The organism is Lysobacter sp. Soil_N_23 (genome assembly GCF_057656135.1).
Window position 1 is genome coordinate 76,827 of the sequence record NZ_JBDGKY010000006.1, and the last position, 20,783, is coordinate 97,609.

Sequence of the window (20,783 nt, forward strand, 5' to 3'; positions counted from 1 at the left end):
GCTCAGGTCGTGATGAACGCCTTCGGAATCGGCCCGGTCAGCCACACGCCATTGTCGGCCAGATAGAACTCGTAACCCTGCTGATGCATGCGCCTGGACTGGATCGTCAGCACCACCGGCGTGCCATGGCGCTGTCCAACCTGCGCGGCGATGGCGATGTCCTCCGACAGATGGACGTGATGGCGGAGGCCGGGCCGCAGTCCTTCGGCGAGGATCGCATCGAGGAAGCGCGTTGCCGTACCGTGGAACAGGCGTTCGGGCGGCAACGCAGGTTCGCGCTGGATGGCAACGGTATCGGTCGAATGCCCCTGCACCGCGCGGATCCGCCGGCCATCGCTGGACAGCGCGAAGCGCTGCTTGCCGTTGTCGTCGACGACGGCACGGATCACGCGGGGGTCGAGCACGTGCCCGGCCTTTCGCGCACTTGCGACCAGGTCGTCGATGTCCGCCCATCCTTCGCGATCCAGCGTCAATCCGATCGCTCCGGGGGCATGACGCAGTACGTAACAGAGGTATCTGCTGGTGTCGGTATGTCTTCTGCGCATGGTGCCTGCTGCTGATTCGAATGGTGGTGGACTAGCGGCCGTGGGCGCTTTGCCGATATGGCTCGCAGCCGACACCATCGCCATCGCGGTCGAGATGGCTTCCATAGCCTGCTTCGCCGCGCCGGACGGGCGCGGCTCCGGCTGCGCGGGCTTCGGCGCAGTTGCGAAATGCCTGTGAGGTGGTTGCCTTCCTGCCTCCGTCGAACAGCGCCGGACTCGACCGGTCGCCGCCGGAAGGCGCGGACGCGGCGGGTCCTCGATGGCAGTGGTAATCGCCGGTCTTTCGATTGGTGTGGCAGCCGTTCTTGTCGAGGCCGCCGCCGTGCGCATGCGCGGTTTCCCAGCCCGAAGCCGTCAGCAGCGCGAGCAGGGAGAAAACGAGAGGTCGCATACAGTCCCCCAACTGTAATGTGACAGGGGTTCGAATCTAGCAGCCCTTCGAGCCGCACCGGGCCGCCGCGTGTGCAAGAAAAAGTCGCAGTCGAATCAAGGTCCGCTATTCAGCCGGTCGCCGGAGCCGAATTGGACCGACCGTCCTGTCCGGGCCATGGCCTGTGGCTCGTTGGAGCACTTGGGCCTCGGACCGGAGCAGTGCAATGGCGTCGTTTTCCCGGCTCGGCCTGGCGCACTTGCTTGCACTGCTGCTGGCGGGCTGCTCCGCGGGCGACCAGGCGGCCCAGTTGGACGCGCCCAAGCCCATCGTCCAGCTCGGCCCGATCCCAGGCCTGAAGGTGCGACCTCTTACCGACCGCACTTTCGAACGAACCGAAGCGCGGCGAGCCCGCGGCGAGTATCTGACCGAAGGCATCCTCGCCTGCGCCGCCTGCCATTCCGAGCGCGACTGGCAGCAGCCGGGCGGTCCCATCGTTGCAGGTCGTGCGTATGCGGGCCGGGTGTGGAAGACCGACGGCAAGACCTGGCTGGTAGCGCCGAACATCACGCCCGAGCCCTACACCGGCGCGGGCCGATGGAGCGACGACATGCTCGCCCGCGCGATACGCGAGGGCATCGGCCACGACGGCCGCCTGCTGCATCCGCAGATGTGGTACCGGTCTTTCCGCCAGCTTTCCGACGAGGACCTGGCATCGGTGGTGGTGTATCTGCGATCGCTGCCTGCCGTGCGCAACACGCTGCCGCAGACGGTGCTCTCCGACGAGCAGGTCAAACGCTATATCGGTGAACCCAGGCCGATCACCGCGCCGGTGCCCGAACCCCCGCACGCCACGCCGGAAGAGCGGGGCCGCTACCTCGCCGGGCTGGCCGATTGCGGTGGCTGCCACACGCTGTGGGATGGCAAGCGCCTGCCCGGCGCGTATGCGGGCGGCAACGATGTCGGGCGCGATGGACGCAAGGTGTTCAGCGCCAACATCACTCCCGACCCTACCGGCATGTCGTACGACGCGGCGGGCTTCATCCAGGTGATCCGCACCGGCAAGGCAGGGCTGCTGGCGCCGGAGATGCCGTGGCTCTTCTATCGTCGTCTCAACGACGCCGACCTCACCGCACTGCATGCATTCCTCAAGACGCGCCATCCGGTCGCGCATCGCATCGGCAATCTCGGTCCGGGCACGGCCTGCGCCGTGTGCGGAGGCGAGCATCCGCTGGGAAGCGCCAACCACCTCGTGCCGGCACGCGGGATGGCAGTGCCCGAGCGCCTGCTGCGTGATTACGTCGGCAGCTATCGGATCGACGAGTACGACTGGACGCTGCGGATCGAGCTGCAGCACGGCAAGCTGCATGTGATCGAGGGCGAGGCACCGCCGAAGGAACTGGTGGCGCTGACGCAGTCCACGTTCGTGATGGATGGAGGGCTGGGGCCGCTGCGATTCGAGCGCGATGGCGAAGGTCGCGTCGCGCGTGTGATATCCGAAGACGTTGAAGATGTACCGCTGGAGCGCATCGCCGAGGTTGCTGCGAAGGCCGGTGGTTCGCAGTAGCGCGCGGACGCGCCGCGTCCCGATTCGCGAGACCGGCAGATTGTTGCGCTGCGGACAACACACAGGGTCCGCCACGAGGGCTACCCATGGCGCGGGCGGGACTCTATTCTCGCGCCAGGCTTCTGGAGTGCACGGGACAACCTGCGTCGGCGCGGTGTCTCCGCGGAGTACCGATCAGCACGACGATACAGCGGATCAGAAGCGCCAACCCTACGCCCGGTACCGGTCAAGCCTCATGGCGCCCCGGGGTCTTGATAGCAGGAAATCATGCGTTCCCAGTTCATTGGCAAGTGGCTGCTGGCAGCCACAGCGATCTCGTTTTGCCCCATAGGAACCGCCCAGGCACACGGCCGCGAAGATTGCACCAGCGGCCGCACCCGGCTTCCCCCTATCGTCAACCTGCGCGTCGACAACGACGTGATCGGCGGCCAGGACCAGGGCTACAGCAACGGCGTGCAGCTGACGCTGGTATCGCCCAACCTGCGCGACTACACCAACGATCCCTGCATCCCGCGGCTCGCCCAGTGGGTCAACCGCTACCTGGGGGCGCTGCAGTCGGAAACGTTCGAGCAGCAGAACATGATCGCGACCTTCGCCCAGGGCATCTACACGCCGACCGATTTCAGTCGCAGCGACCTGATCGAGGACGACCGGCCGTATGCAGCCGCGTTGCTGGTCGGCCTGGGCTACAACGCACGCGAAGGCGACAAGCTGCGCACCACGCAACTGCAGGTCGGCATCGTCGGACCGGCAGCGCTGGGCAAGCAAGCGCAGGATGCTGTGCACCAGATCACCGGCAGCGAGAAGTTCCGCGGCTGGGACAACCAGCTCGAGAACGAGCCGGTCTTCCGGATCGTCCACGAGCGCATGCTTCGTTTCTCCTCCAGCGACGGCGCGCGAGGGTGGGGCTGGGACACGATCGCGCACTACGGTGGCAGTTTTGGCAACCTGGCGACCTACCTCAACACCGGCGCAGAGTTCCGCTTCGGCCTGAACCTTCCCGACGACTTCGGCAGCACGCCCCTGCGCCCGGCCGGCGAGAACACGGCGCCGACGCGCGAGCCACAGAGCCAGTACGTGCCCGGCGCGCATCTGTTCGTGACCTTCGATACGCGCTGGGTGTTTTATGACATCACGCTGGACGGAAATACCTTCCGCGACAGCCACAGCGTCGACAAGCGTCATGCCGTGGCCAACATCGGTTACGGCGTGGCGCTGATGCGGCATCGCTGGAAGTTCGCGCTGGCGCGTTACCACGGCACGCGCGAGTTCGATGGCCAGCGCGAGACGCCGGTGTTCGGGAGCTTCACGATCAGCCGGGCGTTCTGATCTTCAGGCCGGCTTGCTGGCTTGAACCTTCGTGCATAAGCTCAGGGCGCCGACGCCGCTTCGGCGGCGTGACCGGGCATTGCGTTGAATGGCATCGGAGGTTCACATGGCAGCTCAGACAAGGTCACTCGTCGCCTTTGCCCACGTCGCCGACGTCGAGCGAAGCATCCGATTCTACGCTGGCCTCGGTTTCACTGTGCTCAACACCGTTGTTCCGAATGGGCAAACCGCGCCTGTCTGGGCTTGGCTGGAGAGCGAGAAGGCCAACCTGATGGTCGGACTGGCGTCCGGGCCGATAGATGCGTCCCAGCAAGCCGTCCTCTTCTATCTCTACTACGACGACATCAAGCAGAGCCGCGCCGCCCTGGTGGAGCTCGGCCATGAGCCGGGCGAGATCAAGTACCCGTTCTACATGCCGGGCGGCGAATGCAGGCTTGAGGATCCGGATGGTTATGTGTTGATGCTGGCTCAGATCTAGCGTGATGTCTGACGGAAGAACGCCCCGCCAAGCGGAGCGTTCTTGTTTTCGGTGCAGCGCCGTCAGACGCCGGTGCGCAAGTTCAAGCCGTAGGCCTGCAGAATCGGAAGGAGCGGCTGGAAAAAGCTCCTTGTGCGCTTGTTGGGCTGCTTGCCTTTGCACGTGCCGCTACCACCAGACAGCACACCTTGCGCCTGGCCCGGACCGGTGATGAACGAACCGCCCGAGTCGCCGCCTTCGGAGCAGGCGGTGGTGCGGGTCAGATTCAAGATCGTTTCGCCGCTGCTGTAGGCGACCGTCTGATTCTTGGCTTCGATCGTGCCGCATCGCCAACCCGAGGTACGGCCGGAGCGGCAGATCGCGGCGCCGACGGCCGCTTCAGCGCTGCCCCGGACAGTGACGTCGCCGCTGCCGTAACCGTAAACCGTCGGCGACAGGATGTGAGTGGCATCCACCTTCACCCAGGCGTAGTCGTTTCCGGTCTGGCCGGGCGCGGGAAACGAGGAAGCGGCGAACGTGCCGAGCCTCGGCCCGAGCGTCCATTGCGCCGGCTCGAAATACACGACCTCGGTGGCGGTGCCGCAATGGCCGGCGCTGACGAAGCCCGGATTGCTTCCCTGGGTGACGTTGAAACCAACCGAACATGCGTAGAGATAACCATCACCGGGGTTGCGCAGATAACCCAGTCCGCCCTTCAGGTCCACGCGCAGGCTCGGCTGTTCTTCGGCAGTCTCCAGGCGCACGCTTTGGACATCGACGCCGCTTGCGGCAACGAAGTCGATGCCGGCCTGCTGTCCACCCTTGCCGACGCTGACCACAACGCTGTTGCTGGGCAGATCGACATACCAGCCGTAAACGCCATCGGGTGCCTTGCCTTCGCTTGCGAGCACGGCGTCCAGCCGGGACTTGGAAGAGGTGAGTTCATCCAGGCTGCGGCGTGCCTGACGGATCTCGACGCCTGCCGCCGCCTGCTGCGGGCGGATCGAGGTCGTCGCGACGATCAACTGGTAGCCGCCGCTTGCATTGCGCTCAATCCAGCTGCCGGCGAAGGCGCGACCCTGTGCATGGGCCAGCTGCTTCTCCCGCAACGCGGCGAGGCGTTCGATCTTGAGGTACTGGGACAACTGGGCCGACGTCAGCCCAAGATCCCGCTGCATCGCCGCGCGGACCGAGTCCGGCATCGCGCCGGAAGGCTCCGCCGCGGATGCGGCCATTGCGACTACGAGAGAGAGGGGCGAAACCACCAACAGGCCGCGCTTGGCCCAGGAAGCGAACTTGCGCATCTGCGAATCTCCAGTCGGATTGAGTCGAGGTGCAGGGCCCTGTCCGTGCGAGGCGATTGCGGCGCACGGGGCCCGGCTCGCGGATGCTGTCACGGGGGTAACACGGGGGTGTGAAGGGCGAACTGCGGCGGGCGGACAGGGCCACACGCTGGCCCTGGGCGTACAACTCCGAACATGGCGCTCGGCGGCAACTCCGATGCGGAAACTGGTTATGCAGTAAGTCATTGAAATTACTGTGATAAAGTTGCTTAACATCTCCCTGTGTAAGTTTGATATAAATCTCAGGACAATTTATAGCAAGCCTTCATTGATGAAAATTCCGGTTAAGCCCCCGGGCATGAGCGCAGCGACCACACTGGCCCCAGGCCGGTTGAGCGAAATCATGGCGCGCAGGCTGGGACCTGACGTCAATGGCATATATGAGCACTGGGACCACCTCCGGCATCTGCCATCCCCGGATGGCCTTTCCAGTGAGGAATGGTGGTTGGGGCTGCGATTCGCGCGGATGTCCATGGCGCGTAAATTGCCCCTGCTGGACAAAGCGGATCAGACGTTCGCTGTGTCAGTCACCAGCGCAATGCAGCGCAAACTTCACTACCTTGATCGTGAGGCCGCTGGCGCCATTCTAGGGACGGAGTCGATCGACGCCGACTCGCTGCGTAATCGTTATCTGATGCGGTCTCTCATCGAAGAGGCGATGACGTCGTCCCAGTTGGAGGGGGCATCGACCACGCGCCAGATCGCCAAGGAAATGCTGGCGACAGGGCGCAATCCCCGCGATCGCAGTGAACGCATGATCTACAACAACTTCAAGGTCATGCAGGCGCTCCACGGTTGGCAGGCAGGAAAGCTCACGCCGAAAACAATCTTCAGTATTCACCGACTGCTCATGGATGACGCCCTGGATGATCCGTCGCAGGCGGGGCGACTTCGTACCGAAGAAGACAATGTTGTGGTCCAAGATAGGCTGGACCCAACGATCACGCTCCACGTGCCGCCCCCCGCGAGCGAGTTGATGGCTCGAATGCAGGCGCTTTGTGATTTCGCGAACGGAGGCAGCGACGGCGAGTTCTTGCACCCGATCGTCAGGGCGATCGCAATTCATTTCCAGATCGGCTATGACCATCCCTTTTGTGATGGCAATGGCCGAACCGCACGAGCGCTCTTCTACTGGTCGATGCTCAAGTCAGGATATTGGCTTACTGAATACATCTCCATCTCAAGCGTGCTGAAGAAGGCGCCAGCTCAATACGTTCAGGCCTACCTCTATACGGAGAGCGACAATTCCGACTTGTCCTACTTCGTGGAGCATCAGCTGGGAGTCATCATCCAGGCAGTCGATGGCCTCCGCAGCTACCTGGCGCGAAAGCACAAGGAGCGTCGCCAGGCAGAAGCGCTCTTGAGGCCGGGCTCACGCCTTGGTGCTCAACTGAATCATCGACAACGTGCGCTCCTGCTTCATGCAATCAAGCATCCAGACAGTTGGTACGAAATCGCCGGCCATCAGGCGGCGCATACCGTTACTTATCCGACGGCTAGAAGTGACTTGCTGGGGCTTGTTGAGCTTGGTCTCTTGCACAAAGAGAGGTCAGGCAAATCGTTCGTGTTCATGCCCGTCCCGGATCTATCGAAGCGCCTGGATCGCACCAAGTGAGGTGGCAAGGCGTGTGGCGGAGAACCTGATGGCTCGTTCGTAGGTCTACGCCAGTCCGTCTGGCACGGCTAACTGACTCCCTGAACGGGCCCCAAGAAAGATGTCTATCGCCGTTTCTTTATAGTCAGCGAGGCTTAACTTTACAATAAAGTCGCTTTAGGTTTACAGTCGCCCGATGGCACGCCCCTCCAGAGCCTTTGAGATCCAGGCCGCGGTACTTGCCGCGGTTGCCGATCACCCCAAGGACTTGATCCAGACCGTAATGAAAGGTCTGGGGATCAGTCGACCGACCGTCATCAAGCATGCCCAGGCGCTGATCGACGACGGGTTTCTCGTCAAGACTGGAACCACTCGTCCGGTCTATGGCCGTGGACAGAGTCGGCGTGACTCCTTCTCCTATGCCATCTCAGGTCTTGCCGAAGACCGCGTCTGGACGCAGGACGTTGCGCCTCTTCTACAGGGCCTCCCCAGCAACGTCATGGATATTGCCCACCATGGTTTGACTGAAATGGTCAACAACGCGGTGGATCATTCCGAAGGCACTGAAGTCAGGGTCAATGTCGACCGGACCGCTACCGCCCTCGCGATGCGGGTGGTGGACAATGGCATTGGTATCTTCAGAAAGATCACTCGTGCACTCGATCTTCCCGACGAGCGTTTGGCCCTCCTGGAGTTATCCAAGGGGAAGCTGACGACGGATCCAAGAAGGCACTCAGGAGAAGGCATCTTCTTCACTTCGCGAATGTTCGACGCTTTCCGCATATTCTCTGGAGAACTTGTCTTCGATCATGTGGATTCCGAAGAGGACGATCTGCTGATGGAGCGCGATGGCGAGCATCAAGGAACGACAGTGTCGATGGAGATCGCAACCGATTCGACCCGAACGGACACCGAAGTGTTTCGGGAGTACTCCAGCGGTCCCGACGATTACTCGTTCGCAAAAACCGTGGTTCCGGTGCGGTTGGCTCGTGTGGGAAATGAGAACCTGGTGTCCAGGTCTCAGGCCAAACGACTCATGCAACGGGTTGACCGTTTCAAGAGCGTGATTCTCGACTTCGAAGACGTGGGGAGAATTGGGCAAGCATTTGCCGATGAGATATTCCGGGTCTTTGCAAATGCGCATCCAGACTTGGAGCTCATTGCGATGCATGCGAGCCCGGAAGTGCAGCAGATGATCCGACGCGCGGAAGTTCTCCGGGACGAAGAGGCAGCCAGGACTGCTACTTGGACCAAAGCCGAGCGGCCGTAGACCTGCCGAACATACCTCCCGCGGCCATCCCCGTGCCCGAGGTTCGGCTACAGTAATCCCGGACTCTAGATCGTCTCACTACTGAAAGCGGGGGAACGTCGCAGGGACTAGCGAGTCGGAAGCAAGGTGCGAGTTCATGCTCGCTACTGCTTGGCCTTGCTCAAGAGTGCTAATGCCTTGCCAAGTTCGGCATCTTCCTTCAATGCGCTGCTTAGCCTGTCAACGGCCTCAAAAAGGATGGTCCTAACCGCCGCAGCATACGCCAGGCAGTCAGCGTCATCCTTGGCGTGAAGCCCCTCGCTAAGCGCGGAATGGAGTAGAAGGATTGGGTTCTGGCCATTGATCTTGAGCGAGTCAGGGAGTGCGTGTTTTATCGCCTCCATCGACTTTGTGAATTGAGTTTCGGACTTGGCGCTTTCCAAGTCAGCGATTACGTCGTTGCCGGGCGAGACCGTTTGCAGAACCCTGATGAACTCAGAGAAGATTCTGTTGCGCTGATTCAGGCAACGCAGATCTCGCCGAACACCTGCTTTGACGCGGCATGGCCGGACGAACAGATCCGGGCGCGCGCCGTCGGAGACAGGTTCGGTGCTTCGCATGTCGAAGGTCGGAGCGAGGCCTACATCGAAGCCAGGTTCGACGTGCTCGCCGAGGAGCGGCCGATGGATCCAGTCGCCTACGCGCTCGCCTACCGCGTGCCAGGTCGACACCGGCACTGAGCTAGAGATGCGCGGGAGTCCGGGCTCCGCGCCGGGCCAGCTGGCGGTGCCCGTAACAACACCAGCAGTCGACGCGGTTGGTCCCTCTGTCCGAGATCTCGCCGCCGTGAGTTGACCGGAGCCCGCCCTTGGATCAGGGGCGGGCTACGCTTTTCATGCTTCGCGAAGAAGCATCGCTACGTGATCGATCTTGATTTCCAAGATGAGGTTGCAGGCTTCAACCTCGCAGTCGTCGGGCGGAAAGGTGGCAGCTTCGCCAGGTTCGACGCAGCCGAACGATTCGAGCCGCCGACAGCCAGCGCACCGCTCGGATGGGATGGAAGGTGAGTGCCGAAGCTTGGCCGAGTCTCCGAATGGGCGAACGGCCAGAACGCGCTCGAACCTGTGCATCGTGAATCTGGCCCGAAGCAACGTGATTTCGTGGGCCACGAGCGGCCTCTTCTGGCCAGCAGGCGTCATCTGGGAAAGCGCCTCCCGGCTGAGGAATGCATTGGCCCGCACGCCACGCTCCCGCTTTTCCTGAGGGCTCAGCTGCGCTCCACGCTTTCGAAGCTCGGTGCACAGCTGCCGAGGATGCGCTGTCGAGGCCTGCGGCAGCATTTCTAGCAGGTCTGGAATCGCGCCAGGCAGCAGCAAGCTAAGGGCGATGACCGCCTCCTCAACGGCAGCTCTCCCGATCGACTCGGTTGTTAGGTCTGCGCGCATTGAACTTCCAGCAGGGCGGCAAGCGGACGGAACGCGAGCCATGACACGGGCCGTGACACGGGGCGCGATGGGCCCAGAAAGCAGAAAGCCCAGTAAAGCCTGAGAGCCTTACTGGGCTTACGTTTAATCATGGTGGCCGGGGAGGGAATCGAACCCCCGACACGGGGATTTTCAATCCCCTGCTCTACCAACTGAGCTACCCGGCCATTCCGCGACGGTCAGGCCGTGCGAGGAGCGGAATGATACGGATCGCGGGCGGGCATGGCAAGCCGGATGTGCGCTGAACGGGTTCGCGGGTCGCTGCAGCGCCGGCGCCGGGGCGGTGCAAGATTGTGGGGTGTTCTTCCACAGGCAGCCCGCGCGCTGCAGGAGAGCGTCATGAAAGCCCTGGTCCTGGCCTGCCTGGCCGCGCTGGTCACCAGCGCCTGCGCCAGCGCAACTCGCATCAGTGATGCCGACAAGCTGGAGCTGTACCGCGCCCACGCCGGCGCGCCGGTTCCGAACTTCCAGTACTTCGGCCGCCTCGACGGTTGGACGCCCTTGGGCGATACCGCGCTGGCGGTGTGGACCAAGCCCAGCGAGGTCTATCTGCTGGAGCTCAAGAGCACCTGCCAGGACTTGGACTTCGCCCAGGCCATCACCGTGACCAACCAGTTCGGGCGGGTGTACCAGAACTTCGACAAGGTCATCGTGCTGAGCCGGGCGTCCAATCAGATTCCGTGCTGGATCAAGGAAATCCGTCCGGTCGATGCCAAGGCGCTGAGACAGGCCGAAAGCGAGAAGCGCGCCGCGCAGGTCGCCGAGCGCGAGAAGTCCTGAAGCCTCAGGACCCAGTGTCAGTTTTCGGGGGCGACGTAGCCGGCGGGTTTGGCGGCGTCGCCACCGAACAGGAACTTCTCCATTTCGCCTTCGAGGAAGGCGCGGTGCTTGGGGTCGAGCGGCGACAGCCGGTTCTCGTTGATCAGCATGGTCTGGTGCGCAAGCCATGCCGCCCAGGCGGGCTTGCCGATGTGGGCGAAGATGCGCTTGCCCAGTTCGCCAGGCCACGGCACGAAGTCGAGGCCTTCGGTTTCGCGCTTTTCGTATTCGCAGTAGACGGTGCGGGGCATGGTTCAGGGTTCCCGGGCGCTGGCTTCCAGCAGTTTGCGGATCGGTGCTGGAATGCCGATCGCGCCGAGGTCCTCGCGTGCGACCCAGCGCAGGTCGTCATTGTCGCCGATCCGGCCGCGCAGCGCGGTGCCGCGCCAGCGCAACGGCTGCAGTTGCAGCTTGTAGTGGCTGAAGGCGTGGTCGATAGCGGGCAACACTTGCGCGTTTGAATAATTGCCAGTGAGGTGTTGCTGGAACCAGTCCTGCGCCAGCGTGTCGTCCTCGGCCTGCGGCAGGGTCCACAGCGATGCCCAGATGCCGCTCGGCGGTCGCCGCTGCAGCAGGATGCGGCCGTCGCTGTCTTCGGCCCACAGCACGTGCGCGTACTTCTGCGGCGGTGTCTTGCCGGGCTTGGGCGTGGGCAGGTCGGCGACGCGACCTTCACGACGGGCGACGCAGTCGTCCTGCATCGGGCACAACACGCAGGCCGGGTCGGCACGGGTGCACAGCGTGGCCCCCAGGTCCATCTGTGCCTGGGTGTAGTCGGCCATCCGCAATGGCGGCAACTGCGCGCGGGCGACGTGATCCTCGGCCAGCGACCACAGCTTCCTCTCGACCGCAGGCAGACCGGGGTAGCCGTCGATGCCGTGGTAGCGGGTGAGCACGCGCTTGACGTTGCCGTCGAGGATCGCGCAACGCTCGCCCCATGCCTGCGAAGCGATCGCCGCGGCGGTGCTGCGGCCGATGCCGGGCAGGGCGGTCAGAGGATCGAGGTCGCGCGGCAGGTCGCCGCCGTGCAGTTCGACGCAGCGTTTGGCGGCGGCGTGCAGGTTGCGTGCACGGGCGTAGTAGCCCAGGCCCGACCACAGTGCGAGCACGTCGTCGAGTGGTGCGGCGGCGAGGTCGCGCAGCGTTGGCAGCGCCGCCACGAAACGCTCGAAGTAGGGCGCAGCAGTCTTGACCTGGGTCTGCTGCAGCATGATTTCCGACAGCCACACCCGGTACGGCGAGCGCGGGTGCTGCCAGGGCAGGTCATGGCGGCCGCTGACGTCGAACCAGGCAAGAAGGCGTGTGGCGAACGGGTCCACGGGTGTCGTCGTGCTCACGGCGTCATCGCCTCGCCTTGCGTGGGTGCGAAATCGACTTCGACGCCTTGCAGCGTCGCGCCGGCAATCTCGATCTTCGGCGTCGACAGGTGCCCGGCCAGCGGCGGCAGCGGCGTCCCCCGGTCGATGGTATCGATCCACGTCAGCACTTCGGGCAGTCGGAAGTGGCCGTCGAAGCGGGTGGCGTCGCGCTGCAGTTGCAGCGCACTGGTGTCGGACAAGTCGGCGCGGCCGCGATATTCGTACTTGAACGGCAGCGCCGACACCGACGATTGCAGCGGTTCCGGCAATGCCGGCCAGGCCTTCGGCCAGTCGGCGATCATGCCGTCCAGGCGCAATGCCAATGCATCGCCAAACGCGAACCCGCCACGGGCATGCAGGCTGGGCATGGCGTCGCGTCCGCGCAGGGCAAAGCCGAGCGGCGTCATCGTCACTTCGCCCGAATGCAGGCGCAGAGGGCCGGCCACTCCGAACACGAACGGCAGCACCGTATCGCCGTTGCGATAGCGCGCGACGGCACCGAGGCGGATGACGTCTACACCCATGCCGTCGTCGCCGTCGCGCACGCGCCCGGACAACACCAATCGCATCGGCAGCGACCACGGCGGCGATTCGACGCCGACATCGCCGCTCAGGCCCAGTCCGGCGTTGACGGCGAAGCGGGTCAGCGCTGCATCGAGGTCGAAGGGCGCGGCGAGGGTGCCGCTGCTGAAGCGTCCGCGCAGGTGTGCGGTCAGGGCGCGGTCGGGATACAGCACGGGCAGGTCGATGTCGATTGCATCGACCGACCAGGCGTCGCCGATGACGCGGCCACGCAACAGGCGCATGCCGTCGGTCAGGGTCGGGATGCGCGTCTCGGACGGAGGCCGCGTGGCCTGCCAGCGCTGCAGTGCCGCGAGGTCCAGTTGCGGCGCGTCAAGTTCGATGCGGCGCACCGTCAGATCGTCACCGGCAGCGCGGATGGTGGCCCATGGCAGTTCGAGCTGGATGCGCTCGGCGCGAAGCAGTGGCGTCGGCGCGCCGGGCTGGCGGGCGACGACATCGCGAAGCAGCAGCATTGGCGTGCCGCGTAACCGGTACTCGCTGGCGCCGGCCGCGGTGATCTCAAGGCCAAGTGCATCGCCGGCCTCGGAAAGGATCAATCCGGCGACGCGACTGGGTTGCCCGACCCAGCGCAATGCGAGCACGAGCAGGGCGAACACCACCACAAGCGCGATGAGCAGGATGCTGCGGCGGCGCGAAGGGCGACGCGGGATGGCGGGTTCCGGCGCGGCCATGCGTGGCGTCGGCCGCGTCAGGCGCCGAGCGACCCGGGCAGGAGGGCGTCGACGAAGGCCTCGGCATCGAACACGCGCAGGTCCTCCGGACGCTCACCGATACCGGCGAAACGAATCGGAATGCCGAACTCGCGTGCAAGCGCGAACACCACGCCACCCTTGGCGGTGCCGTCGAGCTTGGTCACGACCAGGCCAGTCACGCCCACCGCGGCATGGAACTGGCGCAGCTGCGACAGGGCGTTCTGTCCGGTGGTGCCGTCGATCACCATCAGGACCTCGTGCGGCGCGTTGACGTCGATCTTCTGGATCACACGCTTGATCTTGCCCAGTTCGGCCATCAGGCCCTGCTGGGTGTGCAGGCGGCCGGCGGTGTCGGCGATCAGCACCTGCGTGCCGCGCGCCTTGGCGGCCTGCAGGGCATCGAAGGCAACCGAAGCGGCGTCGGCGTTCTGGCCCTGGGCGACGACCGGCACGCCGTTGCGATCGCCCCAGGCTTGCAACTGGGCGACGGCGGCGGCGCGGAAGGTGTCGCCGGCGGCCAGCATCAGCGGGCGGTTCTCGTCCTTGAAGCGCTTGGCGAGCTTGCCGATCGTGGTGGTCTTGCCGACGCCATTGACGCCGACGGTGAGCAGCACGAAGGGCTTGGCATTGGTGTCGATCTGCAGCGGCTGCGCGACCGGTTGCAGCATCGCCAGCAGGTCCGCGCGCAGCGCTGCCAGCAATGCGCGGGCATCGGCGAACTCGCGCGCCTTCATGCGCTTGCGCAGCGACTCGATCAGCTCGGTGGTCGCGCCGACGCCGACGTCGGCGGTGATCAGCGCGGTCTCGATCTCGTCGAGCAGGTCGTCGTCGAGCTTGGGATTGCGCGAGAACAGGCCGCTGAAACTGCGCGCGAAGCTGCTGCCGCGCAGACGCTCGCGCCAACCGGTCTTGCCCGGCGCGGCTGGGGCGACGATCGGATGGGCGGCGAGGGCGGCTTCGGCGGGGAGCGAAGGTTGCGGGGCCGGCTCGACGGCCTGGATCTGGACCGGCTCGACATCCAGCGCTGCGGCGATGATCTCGGCTGGAACAGGCTCAGGTTCGCGTCGTTCGGGCGGCTGGGGCGGGGCAGGTTCTGCGACCGGCTCGGCGACGGGCGCCTCGTCTTCAGGCGGCGCCGGGAATGCCGCAGCAAGTTCCTCGGTGCTGTAAGCGCCCTCGCTGGCGCCCGGCTTTGCCGCTTCGGCTGGAGTCTGGGGTTTCTTGCGGCGGAAAAAACTGAGCATCGAGGGCAATGTGGGGAATGCGCGAGAATGCACACATGCTAGCACCGGCCCCCTCCCGACCCCGATGAACAAACCGCCCCGACGCCATCCCGCCACCGTCGCCATGCCGGCCACCGCGGCCGCGGGCAAAGTGCGCCTGATCGGTGGACGCTGGCGCGGCACGCGGCTGAGCGTGCCGGCCGTGGCCGGTCTGCGGCCGACCTCGGACCGGGTGCGCGAGACCCTGTTCAACTGGTTGATGCCGATGCTGCCCGGCGCCCGCGTGCTCGATGTGTTCGCCGGCAGTGGCGCGCTGGGCATGGAGGCACTTTCGCGCGGCGCCGCCAGCGCGGTGCTGGTCGAACGCGACCCGGGCCTGGCCGATGCCCTGCGCACGCTGGCCGCGCGCCTGCCCGGCGGGGAGGCGGCAACGATCGTCCAGGGCGATGCGCTTTCCTGGCTGGCGGGGCAGGCCGAAGCCGGTTTCGACCTGGCGTTCCTCGATCCACCCTTTGCCGCCGGCCTGTGGGACAAGGCGTTGCCACTTGTCATCGCCACGCTCAAGCCCGACGCCTGGCTGTACGTCGAGGCGCCGCATGACGCAGCGCCGCAATTGCCGCCGGACTGGCGCCTGCACCGTGAAGGTCGGACCCGGGAGGTGCGATTTGCCCTCTATCGGCGGTCCGCGTCGCTTCCGTAGGAGCGAGCTTGCTCGCGATGGGCGTGGCCGCGCCGGGTCGTCCGGTCGCGAGCAAGCTCGCTCCTACGGGCGACTGTTACACTTCGGCCACCTGTCGACGACCCGAATGACCGTGGCCCGAAACCGAATCGCCGTATACCCCGGCACCTTCGACCCGATCACCAACGGCCATATCGACCTGGTCGACCGCGCAGCGCCGCTGTTCGAGCGGCTGATCATCGGTGTCGCCGAAAGCCCGGGGAAGGGCCCGGCGCTGCCGCTGGACCTGCGCGTCGAGCTGGCGCGCAAGGCGGTCGCCCACCACGCCAATATCGAGGTCCGCGGATTCGACAGCCTGCTGGCGCACTTCGTCGACCAGGTCGGCGGTGGCGTGCTGCTGCGCGGGCTGCGCGCGGTGTCGGACTTCGAGTACGAGTTCCAGCTGGCCAGCATGAACCGCCACCTGATTCCGGAAGTCGAAACGCTGTTCCTGACCCCTGCCGAGCAGTACGGCTTCATTTCCTCTTCGCTGGTGCGCGAGATCTCCCGCCTGGGCGGCGATGTCTCGGGTTTCGTGCCGCCGGCGGTAGCCGCAGCGTTGCAGGCGCAATGGCAACGCAACCACCGTTGATCCGCAACGGCGTCCGAACAGACGCGCTCAAAGCAACCTGATCAAAGCATCCAGATCCTCCACCCGTTCCACCATTACTCAAACCTGCACTACTCAAACCTGTAGTCACCGAAGGGGACCCCGATGAAGACCACCACCCGCCTGCTGCTGCTCGCCTGCCTGTCGATGCCGTTGCTGGTTGCCTGCAACAAGGGCGACGACAAGGCCGCCGCCGCCGTCGAAGCGCCGCTGACCGCGCCGACCACCAACGAAGGCGCCGCCTGGGACACCTATCTGACCGAAGTGGTCAAGCGCAATGTCGAAGGCGCCACCAGCGTCTACCTGTACACCCTGCCGGACCCGGCCGGCGCCGACTTCGAGGGCGAGTACGCCCGCCAGCTCGAGAAGGCGCAGGGCGACGTCGCCCGCGGTGGCGTCGAGGGCACGCTGCTGGCCTTCGGCTCGCAGAACTCGGCCAAGTCGGCTGACCTGGCGATCGCCTCCTTCGCCCAGGCCCAGCCGGGCACGATGAAGGGCGTGCGCCTGATGTTCATCGGCGCCAGCGCCGACAGCGAGCGCGTCAAGGCTGCCGTCGAGCCGTCGGGCGCGAAGTACGAGTTCATCGAAGCCAAGTGACGATTCCACGCGGGGCCGCAAAGCGGCCCCGCCTTCGTGGAATCGTCATCCCCGCGAAAGCGGGGATCCATGGACGTTGCCTTTGCCGGAACGTCATCCCCGCGAAGGCGGGGATCCAAGGACGTTGCTTTTGCCGTTTGCGGCACGCATATCAAGAGTCAGCGTCCTTGGATTCCCGCCTTCGCGGGAATGACGAGAAATAGTCCCCCATGTCCCTCAAGATCAACGAGCTCTGCGTCAACTGCGATGTCTGCGAACCGGCCTGTCCGAACCAGGCGATTTCGCAGGGCGAGACCATCTACGTGATCGATCCGGCGCGCTGCACCGAATGCGTCGGCCATTTCGACGAACCCCAGTGCGTGGTCGTCTGTCCCGTCGAGTGCATCGACCCCGACGCGGACCACCCCGAAACCAACGAACAGCTGCTGGCCAAGCTCGCGCGCCTGCAGCAGGAGCTGAAATGATGCGTCAAGCGTTGCGTGCGCTGGTGAGCGCCAGTGTGTTGTCCGCCGGTCTCCTGCTCACCGCGACGCTGCCGCTTCACGCAGCCCAGAAAGCCGCCAGGCCCGCCGGCCATCCGCCGGGTGTCGCGATCGCCAGTGCCCACGCGCTGGCCACCGATGCCGGCATGGAGATGATTCGCGCCGGCGGCAACGCCTTCGACGCCGCGGTCGCGGTGTCGGCCACCCTGGCCGTGGTCGAGCCGATCAGCTCGGGCATCGGCGGTGGCGGGTTCTTCCTGCTGCACGACGCCAAGAGTGGCAAGGATGTCTTCGTCGATGCGCGCGAGACCGCGGTGGCCGCGGCCACGCCGGCGGCGTACCTCGACGACAAGGGCGAGCTCAACCGCGACCGCGCCACCAACGGCCCGTGGTCGGCCGGCATCCCGGGCCTGCCCGCGGCGCTGGTGCATGTTTCGGGCAAGTACGGCCGGTTGCCGCTGAAGACGACGCTGGCGCCTGCGATCCGCATCGCGCGCGAAGGCTTCGAGGTGTACCCGCGCCTTGAGCGCGGTTACGGCAGCCGGCGCGAAGTCATGGAGCGTTACCGCGGCACGCGCGAGGTGTTCCTCGCCGACGGCAGCGCGCCCAAGGTCGGCGAGATCCTCAAGCAACCGGATCTGGCGCGCACGCTGGAGCTGCTGGCCGACAAGGGCTTCGATGGCTTCTATCGCGGCGAAGTCGCCGCCAGGCTGCTGGCTGCGGTGAAGGAAGAAGGCGGGCAATGGCGCGCCGACGAGCTGGCGGGCTATCGCGTCAAGGAGCGCGAACCGCTGCACTTCCAGTACCGCGACTGGACCGTCACCACCGCGCCGCCGCCGTCGTCGGGTGGCGTGGCGCTGGCGGAGATGCTGCAGATGTTGTCGGGCTGGGATCTGTCCAAACTCGACCAGGCGCATCGAACCCACCTGATCACCGAGGCGATGCGTCGCGCTTTCCGCGACCGCACGATCTACCTGGGCGATCCGGACTTCGTGACGATGCCGCTGGCGCGACTGACCAGCGTCGATTACGCCGCCGGGCTGCGTGCGACGATCCATCCGGAGAAGGCCACGCCCAGCGATCTGCTGCCGGGCCAGCCGGCACCGCTGGAAGACGACGAAACCACGCACTTCTCGATCATCGATGCGGCCGGCAATCGCGTCTCGACCACGCAGACGGTCAACCTGCTTTATGGCTCGGGCATGGTCGCGCCGGGTACCGGCGTGCTGCTCAACAACGAGATGGACGACTTCGCCCTGCGCCCCGGCACGCCCAACGCGTTCGGTGTGATGGGCTTCGCCGCAAACGCGCCGGCAGCGGGCAAGCGCATGCTCAGCTCGATGACGCCGAGCTTCATCGAATCCAGGGACAGGCTGGCCGTGATCGGCGCACCCGGTGGCAGCCGCATCATCACCGAAGTGCTGCTGGGCATCCTCGGCTACGACGCCGGCCTGGGCGCGCAGGAGGTTGCCGCGCTGCCGCGCATCCATCACCAGTGGATGCCGGACGTGATCTCCGCCGAGAAGGGCACGCTGGACGCGCAGACGGTGACGGCGCTGGAGGCGATGGGGCACAAGGTCAATGCCGGCGAGAACACCTGGGGCAACCTGCAGACGGTGTCCTGGGACAAGCGCAGCAACGTACTGGAGGCCGGTACCGACCCGCGCAACCCGGTCGGCAAGGGTGCCGTAGAGGGTCGCTGAGCCCGCTTCCAATCCCTGGCCCCGGCAGGCCCCCGACACCGTTCGTCCTGAGCGTAGCGCCGAAGGCGCGAAGTCGAAGGAGCAGGTGGCTGGCGGTTTCCGGTTATCCGGTCCTTCGACTTCGCTGCGCCACGCTCAGGACGGACGGTGTCGTTGAATTGCGCTATCGCGAACCTAACGCGCGTGGAGTTACCCTAGCCCGATGAAACTCTGGTCCATTCTCGGCAACAGCCAGAAGCTCGATGGCGGCGCGATGTTCGGCAATGCGCCGCGCGCGATGTGGGCGAAGTGGTCGCCACCCGACGAGCAAAACCGCATCGAACTGGCCTGCCGCGCGCTGCTTGCCAGCCCGCTTGCCGGCAAGACGGTGCTGTTCGAAACCGGCATCGGTGCCTTCTTCGAGCCGAAGCTGCGCGAGCGCTACGGCGTGGTCGAGGAACAGCACGTGCTGGTGCAGTCCCTGGCAGCGGCCGGCTTCGCTCCGGAGGATGTCGATGTAGTGGTGCTGTCGCACCTGCACTTCGACCATGCCGGCGGATTGCTCGCGCCATGGAAGGAAGGCGAGGCGCCCCGGCTGCTGTTCCCGAACGCGACCTATGTCGTCGGTCGCGAGCATTACGAGCGCGCGCTGCATCCGCATGCACGCGATCGCGCCAGCTTCATTCCGGAACTGCCCGGCCTGCTCGAAGCCACCGGCCGCCTCGAACTGGTCGATGGCGAGTACTCGCGCACGCTTGGGCAGGCGGTGCGTTTCCACTACAGCGATGGCCATACGCCGGGACTGATGCTGGCCGAGATCGTCGGCCCGGACCAGGTGGAGGGGGAGCCGCACGGCGGCGTGGTGTTCTGCGCCGACCTGATTCCGGGACGGCCGTGGGTGCATGTTCCGATCACCATGGGCTACGACCGCAATGCCGAGTTGCTGATCGACGAGAAGAAGGCCTTTCTTGCCGACAAGCTGCGACGCAACGTGCATCTGTTCTTCACCCACGATCCGCAGTGCGCGCTGGCGCAGGTCACCCAGGACGACAAGGGCAAATTCGGCACGACCCACGAGGTGGCCGAACTGCAGGCGAGGGCGCTGCGCGCATGACGCGGCCCGGAGCGACAGCCTGGCTGTCGCTGGCCTGCGCGCTCGCCATGGGCGCGGCGTGCTGCAGCAAGGCATGGGCGCAGCCGGCGGTCGTCGATGATTCTCTCGATCCGCCCAAGCCCGGCAAGGCGTTGCGGGACCGTGATTTCGGCGTCGGCACGCGCGGCTTCGGCCTGGATCGAAGGGTCGAGATGTACCAGTGGCGTGCCAACCGCGATGGCTACACGCGCGTGTGGAACGCCGCGGCGATCGACTCGTCGCGTTTCGCGCCGGGGCACGCCAATCCGAAGAAACTGCCACTGGACAATCGCCGCTGGTGGTCCGACGACGCGACGCTGGAAGGCAAGCCGATCGATCTGGCGGTGCTGCAGACGCTGGGGCAATGGCGCGTGTTCCGGCCGAACTTCTCGCGATTGCCGGCGAACCTGGCGGCGTCGTTCCAGCCCGAAGGCGACGGTCTGGGCAGTGCCGAGAATCCGCTCGATCCGCAGATCGGCGACATCCGCATCACCTGGCGAGAACTGAGCCTGCCGCCGCTGGACGACAAGGTGGAACTTCGCGGCAATCGCTGGGTGCTGTCGCCGGAGGCCGCCGCGCAGGCATTGAGCGCGGAACGTGCGTCCACGGTGGTGGAATTGCCGCCGGGGACGGACCAGCGGCTGTTGCCGTGGTTGCTGGGCGCGGCGGCGATGCTACTCGGCGCGGCGCTGGTGTGGCGGCGCGTGCGGCGCAAGCGCGGTTGATATCCCGCGTCAGCCCACCGTCATCCGCCCCTCACCGTCGTCCGCCCCCTCACCGTCATCCGCCCCCTCACCGTCATCCCGGCGAACGCCGGGATCCAGGCCCGCCACTTTTCCGTTACCTCACCGTCGTTCCCCCTCACCGTCATCCCGGCGAACGTTCGCCGGGGATGACGGTGAGGGGATGACGGTGAAAGATCGCGATTACGCCACCACCCCGTCATT

General features: G+C 65.5%; 22 protein-coding genes and 1 tRNA gene. 13 read left to right on the top strand and 10 right to left on the bottom strand.

Annotation, left to right across the window (positions count from 1 at the left end):
• Positions 1–2: 2 nt before the first annotated feature.
• Both AC3A3X_RS06790 and AC3A3X_RS06795 read right to left on the bottom strand, forming a co-directional pair.
• Positions 3–545 carry an RNA 2'-phosphotransferase gene (locus tag AC3A3X_RS06790; RefSeq protein ID WP_487582269.1) on the bottom strand — a complete coding sequence of 181 codons (543 nt, stop codon included), beginning with the start codon at positions 543–545 and terminating at the stop codon, positions 3–5.
• Between the two features lie 31 nt (positions 546–576).
• Positions 577–936 (bottom strand): excalibur calcium-binding domain-containing protein, encoded by a 360-nt coding sequence (locus tag AC3A3X_RS06795; RefSeq protein ID WP_487582270.1) that lies wholly within the window; start codon positions 934–936, stop codon positions 577–579.
• Positions 937–1,141: 205 nt separating this feature from the next.
• On the opposite strand from AC3A3X_RS06795, the gene AC3A3X_RS06800 reads away from it, so the two are divergent.
• The 3 genes from AC3A3X_RS06800 to AC3A3X_RS06810 all read left to right on the top strand — a co-directional run bounded on the left by AC3A3X_RS06800 (position 1,142) and on the right by AC3A3X_RS06810 (position 4,289).
• Complete coding sequence (locus tag AC3A3X_RS06800; RefSeq protein WP_487582271.1) at positions 1,142–2,482, top strand: c-type cytochrome; 1,341 nt, start codon at positions 1,142–1,144, stop codon at positions 2,480–2,482.
• A gap of 267 nt (positions 2,483–2,749) precedes the next feature.
• Positions 2,750–3,811, top strand: coding sequence for a lipid A deacylase LpxR family protein (locus AC3A3X_RS06805; RefSeq protein WP_487582272.1), 1,062 nt, complete (start codon positions 2,750–2,752; stop codon positions 3,809–3,811).
• 106 nt (positions 3,812–3,917) lie between these two features.
• Positions 3,918–4,289, top strand: coding sequence for a VOC family protein (locus AC3A3X_RS06810; protein WP_487582273.1), 372 nt, complete (start codon positions 3,918–3,920; stop codon positions 4,287–4,289).
• A 62-nt stretch (positions 4,290–4,351) separates the two neighbouring features.
• Here AC3A3X_RS06810 and AC3A3X_RS06815 read toward each other — a convergent pair whose 3' ends face one another.
• Positions 4,352–5,572: a S1 family peptidase gene (locus AC3A3X_RS06815; protein ID WP_487582274.1), complete on the bottom strand. Its 1,221-nt coding sequence runs from the start codon at positions 5,570–5,572 to the stop codon at positions 4,352–4,354.
• A gap of 337 nt (positions 5,573–5,909) precedes the next feature.
• On the opposite strand from AC3A3X_RS06815, the gene AC3A3X_RS06820 reads away from it, so the two are divergent.
• Both AC3A3X_RS06820 and AC3A3X_RS06825 read left to right on the top strand, forming a co-directional pair.
• Positions 5,910–7,226 carry a Fic family protein gene (locus tag AC3A3X_RS06820; protein ID WP_487582275.1) on the top strand — a complete coding sequence of 439 codons (1,317 nt, stop codon included), beginning with the start codon at positions 5,910–5,912 and terminating at the stop codon, positions 7,224–7,226.
• 175 nt (positions 7,227–7,401) lie between these two features.
• Positions 7,402–8,475, top strand: a complete 1,074-nt coding sequence (locus tag AC3A3X_RS06825) for an STAS-like domain-containing protein (protein ID WP_487582276.1) — start codon at positions 7,402–7,404, stop codon at positions 8,473–8,475.
• 143 nt (positions 8,476–8,618) lie between these two features.
• On the opposite strand, the gene AC3A3X_RS06830 is transcribed toward AC3A3X_RS06825, so the two are convergent.
• The 3 genes from AC3A3X_RS06830 to AC3A3X_RS06840 all read right to left on the bottom strand — a co-directional run bounded on the left by AC3A3X_RS06830 (position 8,619) and on the right by AC3A3X_RS06840 (position 10,105).
• Positions 8,619–9,185: a hypothetical protein gene (locus AC3A3X_RS06830; RefSeq protein WP_487582277.1), complete on the bottom strand. Its 567-nt coding sequence runs from the start codon at positions 9,183–9,185 to the stop codon at positions 8,619–8,621.
• A 162-nt stretch (positions 9,186–9,347) separates the two neighbouring features.
• Positions 9,348–9,899, bottom strand: a complete 552-nt coding sequence (locus AC3A3X_RS06835) for a hypothetical protein (RefSeq protein ID WP_487582278.1) — start codon at positions 9,897–9,899, stop codon at positions 9,348–9,350.
• 130 nt (positions 9,900–10,029) lie between these two features.
• A tRNA-Phe gene (locus tag AC3A3X_RS06840) sits at positions 10,030–10,105 on the bottom strand.
• 172 nt (positions 10,106–10,277) lie between these two features.
• Between AC3A3X_RS06840 and AC3A3X_RS06845 the strand changes: the two genes are divergently transcribed.
• Positions 10,278–10,718: a DUF6491 family protein gene (locus tag AC3A3X_RS06845; protein ID WP_487582279.1), complete on the top strand. Its 441-nt coding sequence runs from the start codon at positions 10,278–10,280 to the stop codon at positions 10,716–10,718.
• Positions 10,719–10,735: 17 nt separating this feature from the next.
• On the opposite strand, the gene AC3A3X_RS06850 is transcribed toward AC3A3X_RS06845, so the two are convergent.
• The 4 genes from AC3A3X_RS06850 to ftsY are packed head-to-tail and all read right to left on the bottom strand — an operon-like array spanning position 10,736 to position 14,867.
• Complete coding sequence (locus tag AC3A3X_RS06850) at positions 10,736–11,008, bottom strand: oxidative damage protection protein (protein WP_487582280.1); 273 nt, start codon at positions 11,006–11,008, stop codon at positions 10,736–10,738.
• 3 nt (positions 11,009–11,011) lie between these two features.
• The gene (gene mutY, locus AC3A3X_RS06855) at positions 11,012–12,094 is read right to left on the bottom strand and encodes an A/G-specific adenine glycosylase (RefSeq protein WP_487582281.1); all 1,083 of its coding nucleotides are present in this window, start codon (positions 12,092–12,094) and stop codon (positions 11,012–11,014) included.
• Positions 12,091–13,371 carry an AsmA family protein gene (locus tag AC3A3X_RS06860; protein ID WP_487582282.1) on the bottom strand — a complete coding sequence of 427 codons (1,281 nt, stop codon included), beginning with the start codon at positions 13,369–13,371 and terminating at the stop codon, positions 12,091–12,093. Before AC3A3X_RS06860 ends, mutY begins: the two co-directional genes overlap by 4 nt.
• Positions 13,372–13,388: 17 nt before the next feature.
• Positions 13,389–14,867, bottom strand: coding sequence for a signal recognition particle-docking protein FtsY (ftsY, locus tag AC3A3X_RS06865; RefSeq protein WP_487582283.1), 1,479 nt, complete (start codon positions 14,865–14,867; stop codon positions 13,389–13,391).
• On the opposite strand from ftsY, the gene rsmD reads away from it, so the two are divergent.
• From rsmD to AC3A3X_RS06900, 7 genes are all read left to right on the top strand, one after another.
• Positions 14,809–15,315 (top strand): 16S rRNA (guanine(966)-N(2))-methyltransferase RsmD, encoded by a 507-nt coding sequence (gene rsmD / locus AC3A3X_RS06870; RefSeq protein WP_487582284.1) that lies wholly within the window; start codon positions 14,809–14,811, stop codon positions 15,313–15,315. The two genes, ftsY and rsmD, sit on opposite strands and share 59 nt — an antisense overlap.
• A gap of 106 nt (positions 15,316–15,421) precedes the next feature.
• Positions 15,422–15,925 carry a pantetheine-phosphate adenylyltransferase gene (coaD, locus tag AC3A3X_RS06875; RefSeq protein ID WP_487582285.1) on the top strand — a complete coding sequence of 168 codons (504 nt, stop codon included), beginning with the start codon at positions 15,422–15,424 and terminating at the stop codon, positions 15,923–15,925.
• Positions 15,926–16,048: 123 nt separating this feature from the next.
• Positions 16,049–16,540, top strand: a complete 492-nt coding sequence (locus AC3A3X_RS06880; protein ID WP_487582286.1) for a hypothetical protein — start codon at positions 16,049–16,051, stop codon at positions 16,538–16,540.
• 209 nt (positions 16,541–16,749) lie between these two features.
• On the top strand, positions 16,750–17,004 hold the full coding sequence (locus tag AC3A3X_RS06885) for a YfhL family 4Fe-4S dicluster ferredoxin (protein ID WP_200604469.1): 255 nt from the start codon (positions 16,750–16,752) through the stop codon (positions 17,002–17,004).
• On the top strand, positions 17,004–18,725 hold the full coding sequence (ggt, locus tag AC3A3X_RS06890) for a gamma-glutamyltransferase (RefSeq protein ID WP_487582287.1): 1,722 nt from the start codon (positions 17,004–17,006) through the stop codon (positions 18,723–18,725). The genes AC3A3X_RS06885 and ggt overlap by 1 nt, the downstream gene beginning before the upstream one ends.
• A 202-nt stretch (positions 18,726–18,927) precedes the next feature.
• Positions 18,928–19,818, top strand: coding sequence for an MBL fold metallo-hydrolase (locus AC3A3X_RS06895; RefSeq protein ID WP_487582288.1), 891 nt, complete (start codon positions 18,928–18,930; stop codon positions 19,816–19,818).
• Positions 19,815–20,561 (top strand): TMEM43 family protein, encoded by a 747-nt coding sequence (locus tag AC3A3X_RS06900; RefSeq protein ID WP_487582289.1) that lies wholly within the window; start codon positions 19,815–19,817, stop codon positions 20,559–20,561. Before AC3A3X_RS06895 ends, AC3A3X_RS06900 begins: the two co-directional genes overlap by 4 nt.
• Positions 20,562–20,783: the final 222 nt, after the last annotated feature.